A 6,864-nucleotide genomic window follows, 5' to 3' on the forward strand; every position below is an offset into this window, starting at 1 on the left:
GTTACATCCTGTCCGGGAGCTGGATGCCCAGCAGGCCCAGCCCGTGCTTCAGCGTGCGTGCGGTCAGCTCGCACAGGGCCAGGCGGGAGTGCCGCACCGTCCCTTCCGACTTCAGGACCGGACACGCCTCATAGAAGGAATGGAAAGCCCTGGCCAGGTCAAACAGGTAGGCGGCCAGCATGTTCGGACGGCAGTCGTCCAGCACCTGCGGCACCACTTCCCCGTAGCGGGCCAGAAGCCGGGCCAGATGGATTTCCGCGTCTTCCGAAAGCTGAATGGGGGCGGACCAGTCCAAAGGCCCGCCGTCCAGCTTGCGGAAGATGGAGCGGACGCGCACGTAGGAGTTCTGGAGGTACGGGGCCGTATCTCCCTGAAGGGCCAGCATCTTGTCCCAGTTGAAAACGTAATCCGTCATGCGGTTCTGGGAAAGCTCCGCAAACTTCACGGCGCCTATGCCCACCACTTCCGCCACGCGCTTCTTTTCCTCCTCCGGCATGTCCGGGCTCTTCTCCTCCACCACGCGGGCCGCGCGTTCAATGGCTTCATCCAGCACATCCTGAAGGGAAACCGTATCCCCGGAGCGCGTCTTAAACGGCTTGCGGTCATCCCCCAGAATGGAGCCGAACGCGATGTGCCGGTAGTCCCCGTCCATGCCGCGGCGGCGCTGCGTGGAGAAAATCTGCCTGAAATGCAGAGCCTGCGGGGCGCCCACCACGTACCAGATGGAATCCGCGCCCCACGTCTTGATGCGGTGGTCCAGCGTCGCGAGGTCCGTGGTGGCGTACAGGAAGCCTCCGTCCGCTTTCCGGATAATGCAGGGGTTGGCGCGCCATTCCCCCTTGTCCTGCACAAGGAAGGGGTCTTCATTGGGAGGCACGGAACCGTCGGAAAACACGCAGATGGCGCCGTCGCTCTCCCGGGCCATTCCGGCGGCGATCATGCCGTCCACCAGCGGGGCCAGGGCATCATTGTAAAAGCTTTCCCCCAGCCAGTAATCAAAATGGATGTCAAGCTGGTCGTAAATCTTGGAAAGGCCGGATTTGGAAACTTCCACGCAGCGTTTCCAGATGGCCAGGTTTTCCCCGTCCCCGGCCTGGAGCTTCACCAGTTCCGCCTTGCAGGTATCCAGCAGTTCCGGCTTTTCCTTGCACATCAGGTTCACATCCTTGTACACCCGCAGCAACTCGTCAATGGGGTTGGCGGCCAGCGCCTGTTCATCCAGAATATTCTTCCAGCCCCACAGAATCATGCCGAACTGGGTACCCCAGTCCCCGATGTGGTTGTCCGTAATCACATGGTGCCCCACAAAACGGGCCACGCGGGAAAGGGCGTCACCAATAATGGTGGAGCGGATGTGGCCCACATGCATCGGCTTGGCGACGTTGGGAGCGGAAAAGTCAATGACAATGGTTTTGGGGGCCTGCACTTTTTCCACCCCCAGCCGGTCATCCGCCAGCATGGCCAGCAGGCGCGCTGCGTAAAATTCCGGCCTGATGCGGAAATTGATGAATCCGGGCCCGGCAATCTCCAGGGAGCACACGGCATCCTGCCCTATCCGGTCCGCCACCTGCTGGGCGAGCGCGCGGGGATTCGTGCGGCACCGCTTGGCAAGCACCATGGCGGCGTTGCTCTGGTAATCCCCGAACCGCAAATCCGCGGAGGGCGTCACCGAGGCGCGAAAATCAGCGGGAAGCTCCTCCCCCAACACCGCCTTTAATGCGGAGGACAACTTTTCTTCAAGAATTCCGGGTATGGTCATGTCTGCCCAGATGAACGGACATTCCGCCGCCGTAGTCAAGGCGCAACTGTCATCAAGACATACCTTTTCCGGTAAAAACAACAGGACGGAGATAACATCCCCGTCCCAGCCGGCGAACCGGACGCCGGCGCCCGAATCCGCCCTTCCCTTCAACGGGCGCTTCCTTAAAAGGAGCGCATTCTGGAAGCCTTCAGCCACGCTTCCAGTTTTTTGGAGGCCCTGGCCTCCCTTTCCCGTTTCTTTTCCGGCACGGACTTTCCGGAGAAAGCCTTCGCCAGAACCGATGCCAGTTTTCTTTTCATTTTCATTTTATTTATATTACAGTTTTTGTTCCTCCGCATGCGGGGGTTTGGGAATCATCCCGCCCCCCTCCGGGGAACACTTCCTACATACTGTACCAGGTAAGTTTAGTCCATAAGAAAAAAACAATTCCTTGTCATACTTGATACAGTAAGACGTAAAACGTTCATTAAAAACATCTCTCCATCAACTCAGCATCCCCTGCTGCGCGTCAATCAAGGAGCCGGCCATCCTTTATCCCCATTTCCTGCCTCCGGCGCGGCGGCACGCTTTTCATGGCTGATCCGGCGCACGCTTCACTGCGGATCTGCCGCCGCGCGCCATAAAGCGGGCTGCCGGAAACGATACGCTGCCCGGAAGCCCCAACAGCCCCGCACCCCATGATTTTCCGCGCAGGCGCCGGACAGGCATTACCGGAAGAGGGTCTCCTGCTTCATTCCCCCCTGAAATCATATTTCTCCGCCTTCCACAGGAACATGCGCCGGTACAGGTGGTATTCCGTCACGCAAAGGACGGGCATGCCGATGATGCCGATGAACGGCAGCAGGCGAAACAAATGACGGCACAGAAAAAGAACCACCATCAGGAAGCTTTCCCGGTACACGGTCATGTACAGGGAATACGGGTTGATGAGCGTTCTCCTGTACAGGGAGGAAGCCAGCAGCGGCCCCAAAATGGGAACCACCCCCAGCACGACCACGGCAGCGAAGGTCCACCCCCTGCGGCGGCCAATATACGCATCATACCGGTCCACGGACTGCTCACCCTGGAGCACCGCCTTGCCGCAGGCGGGGCAACGCTGGTCAAGAGAGGGCTCACGGAGAGGCTGCCCGCAGTAAAAACACCGCCGGTAACTGCGGAGAACTTCCTCATGCCTTTTCCATCCGGAGGGAGGAACCACGGTGCGCAGCCTGGAATATCCTATCCAGTTCAGGGCACGGGGGGACGGATTGGGCGTGCCGCACTCCGGGCAGTGCAGCCCGCACGGGTACATCATGGAGCCGCATTTGGAACAGAAAATACGGTGGGAATATTCCCGGCGGCGGCAAAAAATGAAGAAAGCCCCAAGCCCCAGCCCCCCCAGCAGGGCCAGGATGACGACTACCCCCGGGTACAGGAGGGAATAGGCTACCAGGTATTCCGACCAGGAATGGTCCGACTGGTGCATGAGGGATTCCGGACCGATGGGATTTTGCGCCACGTCCGGAAGCTGGCTTACGTATTTTTCACCCATGTCCCTCAGAGGCCCCGCGGGAAGCCATTGTTGTATGGGAATGGGTTCTTTCATGACTGGACATGCAGGGTTCGCCATAAAAACAGCATTTCCCGGAAGGCTGTCAGAAAAACGGCGGCATTCAGCATAGGATGTCTCCGCCGGAATAGGTAGGGGAAAATAGGCCATGCCGGAAAATTCCGCCGGAAATGGGGAAGAGGCCCTTTTCATCCGGCGCTTTTCCGTGTAATATTTCTGCCATGCCGACTCTCCGCCAAGCCGCCAAGGACGACATCACGCTGATCCATGAACTGGCCTGCCAGGCTTTTCCGGCCACATACCGGGACCTCCTTTCCAGAGAGCAAATAGATTTCATGATGGACTGGATGTATTCCCCCGCCAACCTGGAAAAACAGATGGAGGAGGGGCATGTGTACTTCATTGCCTCCCATGAGGGAAAGGACTGCGGCTACCTGTCCGTCCAGCCGGAAGGCCCCGGCGTCTTCCATTTGCAGAAAATCTACGTTCTGCCCGGCTTCCAGGGCCTGCATATAGGAAGCTTTCTGTTCCGCCACGCCATCAGCTACATCAGAAGCATCCACCCGGAACCGTGCCTGATGCGCCTGAACGTGAACCGCGATAACACCCGGGCGGTGGAATTCTACCAGCGCATGGGCATGCGGACCCTGGAACGCGGGGATTTCCACATCGGCCACGGTTACTACATGACGGACTACATCATGGGACTGGATATAGCCTGAAACGCCTCTCCCTCAGGGAAAAAACAGCCAAATCTTCCCAGGGCAGGGAGTGCCCCGCCCCCCATCCCCGGCGCATGCGGGCCGTTGAACCCTTAGGAAACTCCAGTTGAAAATTCCGCTTCCTCCTTGACACTCAATGTTGAATTCTTCATCATCCGTTCCATGAACGCCTTTCCTGCCTTTATTTTATCCGGTATCATCGCCGCCATGGCGGTTCCCGCCTCCGCCCAGGCGGCGGAAAGCAAAGTCACCTATCCAGCCTTCAACGACGGCAGCCATATCCACGGGCCGAAACTCAAAGCTTCCGACCTGAAAGGGAAAGTGGTGTTTTTTGAATACTGGGGCATCAACTGCCCGCCCTGCATCGCCAGCATGCCGCATCTGCAGGAATTGCAGGAAAAATTCCAGTCCAAGGGCTTTACTGTCATAGGCAGCCACAGCCAGCTCCCGTCCCCCAGGGTCAAACAGTTTCTGGAAGAAAAGAAGATCACTTTCCCCATCTATCAGAGTCTGAGCATTCCGGAGGCTCCCTGCCCGGGCGGATTGCCTCATGCCGTTCTGATTGGAGCCAACGGAAAAGTCGTGGCCAAGGGCTATCCTCCCCAGCTCTATGACCTGGTGAAAAAGGAAGTGATGAAGATGGAACGCGGCCTTCCTATTCTGGAAGGAGTGGAACTGAACAAATACAAATCGCTGGCCAAAACGGTCGTTTCCACCGGCAGCAACATCGAATCCAAAATCACACCTCTGAGGAAAAAAACGAATGACGAGGAAGCGCAGGCCGTATGTGAAGCTTTTGACGCATGGTTGGAAAATACCAAGGAAATCGTGCAGGCCCGGATCCAGTCCGACCCTCTGGAAGCGGTAACGGCCATCATGCGCCTCAAAACGGCGGTTCCCTCCGTCAAGGAATTTGACGAACCTCTGGCGGCCCTGAAAGCGAACAGGGATTTATCAAAACTGGCCGACCTCAATAAAAAAATCTCCGCTCTGGAACAGCGCAAGGCAAAAGGGCGCAAAATATCGGAATCCGACCTTAAATCCCTGACGCAGGCCGTGGACAAATTCACGGAGTCCGACAACGAAGCCACGCAAACCGCCGCCGCCAGCCTGAAGAAGAACCTCTCCTCTCTGGCCGCTCCGGAAACTCCCGGGAAATAACCTTCCCCTCCAGCAGCCATTTCCTGCCGGCAGGCGTCTAAGGGTGCCTGCTTCTTTTTTCACCGGACGCCTTTTTCTTTTTCCCCTCCAGAACAGACGGAACAGCCAGAATGGAGCATGTCTCCCTGACAAGGGAGGAAAGGGTCCGGTCATCGTCCAGATCCGTCACCAGGAAATGCGGCCTGGCGCCGGGATAGGGGCAGCCCTGCTCCTGTTGCGGAAACATCTTCAAACCCGACTCCGTTATCTTGACATACAACTGGTTGTCACACACCAAACCGAAGAATGTCCGGCCGCAGTACAATCCGTAGTCCCCAAACATTTTTCTGAAGGAAATATCCCCGGCATGCCGGAGCTGGAAACAAATATATTCTACTACATCCGGGGAAGAGGCCATGACGAACTCTCTCATGCCTCCCCCGTCCGCTGCAAGAAGCAAATGACGGCCGGGAAGGCTTCCGGCAGGAATGAGGCATCCCCGTTATTGACGGGAAAAGGCGCAGCATGCCCCACGGAGTCATGACGGACGGCATCCATGCCGCCGCGGCCGCTCCGTAAGAAGATCCTCTCCCGCCCCTGCCCGGCAAGCCACGAACAGCGGCGATTCCGTCCGCACGGAGCCATTCTTATGATTGCCCTGACGAATCTTTTTATTCATGATGCCCATGAACCTTCCATGACCGCCGCGTCCGACATCCTCAGGAAACCAGCCTGCATCTCCCGTCAGGAAGCCCCCACCCTTACGGAAGGGGCCGGAACCTGCCGGACGGAAGACGGCGATCAAAACACCTCCGCGAACCGTCCGGAAAGCCATAAGGCCATGGGGAAGAAAGGCCTTGCGGAGAAACGGAAAACACCTCGACCGCGGAGCGGGCGCGTCATCCTGCTCAACGGAGCCTCCAGCGCGGGAAAAAGCACATTGGCCCGGAACTTGCGGCTTCTGCTGAAAGAGGAAGCCATGATTTTCTCCATGGACGATTATCTGGCCATGAGCCAGGGAAAGCATGAAACCGCCCTGGATGCCGTCAGGGAATCCGGCCTGCCCTTCATTGAATCTTTCCACGCCGCCATTGCAGAGGCGGCCCGGAAAGGCGCCCTGGTCATCGTGGACCACGTCATCGGCGAATCCCCCCACTGGATTCAGGACCTCCTGAACCGCCTGGACGGCATCCCCCGCATCCTGGTCAGGGTGGAATGCCGTCAGGATGTTCTGCTGGAGCGCGAGCGGCGCCGCACTGACCGGACCCCAGCCCCGGCCCATGCCCAGCGCCAGCACGCGGGCATCCACCGCCATTTCCCGCATGATTTCTCCATAGACACTTCCGAAGACGCTCCCCGAAAATGCGCCATGCGGCTCATCAGCCTCCTGCCGGGAGAATTCCTGCCCTGATGCCGCGGGAACAGGCGGCAGTCTCCCATTTGGGAAAACGGGCTGTTCCCGCAAACATGCCGGAAAGACATGAATAGGACTTTACAGAACCGCCTTCGTTACGGTAGCCTGTGCTCGCGCTTGTTGCATGGAGAGATGGCAGAGCGGTTTAATGCAGCGGTCTTGAAAACCGCCGTGGGGCAACCCACCGTGGGTTCGAATCCCACTCTCTCCGCCAAAAGTTTCTGTAAGAAAACCTACGTAAACCTTGATAACGTAGGGGATTATGAATAAGGTTCGC

Annotated in this window: 7 protein-coding genes and 1 tRNA gene; 4 read left to right on the plus strand and 4 right to left on the minus strand. The window is 58.0% G+C overall.

Features of this window, described 5'->3' with window-relative positions:
• Position 1 precedes the first annotated feature (1 nt).
• The 3 genes from argS to BHW66_RS04775 form a co-directional block, all read right to left on the minus strand.
• The gene (gene argS, locus BHW66_RS04765; protein ID WP_253822302.1) at positions 2-1,957 is read right to left on the minus strand and encodes an arginine--tRNA ligase; all 1,956 of its coding nucleotides are present in this window, start codon (positions 1,955-1,957) and stop codon (positions 2-4) included.
• Complete coding sequence (locus tag BHW66_RS04770) at positions 1,924-2,067, minus strand: hypothetical protein (protein ID WP_022196831.1); 144 nt, start codon at positions 2,065-2,067, stop codon at positions 1,924-1,926. The genes argS and BHW66_RS04770 overlap by 34 nt, the downstream gene beginning before the upstream one ends.
• Positions 2,068-2,492: 425 nt before the next feature.
• Positions 2,493-3,347, minus strand: coding sequence for a hypothetical protein (locus tag BHW66_RS04775; RefSeq protein ID WP_022196832.1), 855 nt, complete (start codon positions 3,345-3,347; stop codon positions 2,493-2,495).
• A 185-nt stretch (positions 3,348-3,532) separates the two neighbouring features.
• Here BHW66_RS04775 and BHW66_RS04780 point away from each other — a divergent pair, with 185 nt between their 5' ends.
• Together BHW66_RS04780 and BHW66_RS04785 are read left to right on the plus strand one after the other, a co-directional pair.
• Positions 3,533-4,033: an N-acetyltransferase gene (locus BHW66_RS04780; RefSeq protein WP_012421193.1), complete on the plus strand. Its 501-nt coding sequence runs from the start codon at positions 3,533-3,535 to the stop codon at positions 4,031-4,033.
• 162 nt (positions 4,034-4,195) lie between these two features.
• On the plus strand, positions 4,196-5,194 hold the full coding sequence (locus tag BHW66_RS04785) for a TlpA disulfide reductase family protein (RefSeq protein WP_128153569.1): 999 nt from the start codon (positions 4,196-4,198) through the stop codon (positions 5,192-5,194).
• A gap of 37 nt (positions 5,195-5,231) precedes the next feature.
• Here BHW66_RS04785 and BHW66_RS04790 read toward each other — a convergent pair whose 3' ends face one another.
• The gene (locus tag BHW66_RS04790) at positions 5,232-5,606 is read right to left on the minus strand and encodes a TfoX/Sxy family protein (protein ID WP_094140350.1); all 375 of its coding nucleotides are present in this window, start codon (positions 5,604-5,606) and stop codon (positions 5,232-5,234) included.
• 216 nt (positions 5,607-5,822) lie between these two features.
• Between BHW66_RS04790 and BHW66_RS04795 the strand changes: the two genes are divergently transcribed.
• Positions 5,823-6,584 carry an AAA family ATPase gene (locus tag BHW66_RS04795; protein WP_180975868.1) on the plus strand — a complete coding sequence of 254 codons (762 nt, stop codon included), beginning with the start codon at positions 5,823-5,825 and terminating at the stop codon, positions 6,582-6,584.
• A 129-nt stretch (positions 6,585-6,713) separates the two neighbouring features.
• Positions 6,714-6,801, plus strand: a tRNA-Ser gene (locus BHW66_RS04800).
• Positions 6,802-6,864 lie beyond the last annotated feature (63 nt).

It is taken from the genome of Akkermansia sp. 54_46 (assembly GCF_001917295.1).
Lineage (GTDB): Bacteria > Verrucomicrobiota > Verrucomicrobiia > Verrucomicrobiales > Akkermansiaceae > Akkermansia > Akkermansia muciniphila.

Bases quoted from the DNA above. Each gene is read 5' to 3' on its own strand.
- BHW66_RS04770 (WP_022196831.1), bottom strand. From the start codon at position 2,067: ATGAAAATGAAAAGAAAACTGGCATCGGTTCTGGCGAAGGCTTTCTCC.
- BHW66_RS04785 (WP_128153569.1), top strand. From the start codon at position 4,196: ATGAACGCCTTTCCTGCCTTTATTTTATCCGGTATCATCGCCGCCATG.
- BHW66_RS04790 (WP_094140350.1), bottom strand. From the start codon at position 5,606: ATGAGAGAGTTCGTCATGGCCTCTTCCCCGGATGTAGTAGAATATATT.
- BHW66_RS04775 (WP_022196832.1), bottom strand. From the start codon at position 3,347: ATGAAAGAACCCATTCCCATACAACAATGGCTTCCCGCGGGGCCTCTG.
- BHW66_RS04795 (WP_180975868.1), top strand. From the start codon at position 5,823: ATGATTGCCCTGACGAATCTTTTTATTCATGATGCCCATGAACCTTCC.
- BHW66_RS04780 (WP_012421193.1), top strand. From the start codon at position 3,533: ATGCCGACTCTCCGCCAAGCCGCCAAGGACGACATCACGCTGATCCAT.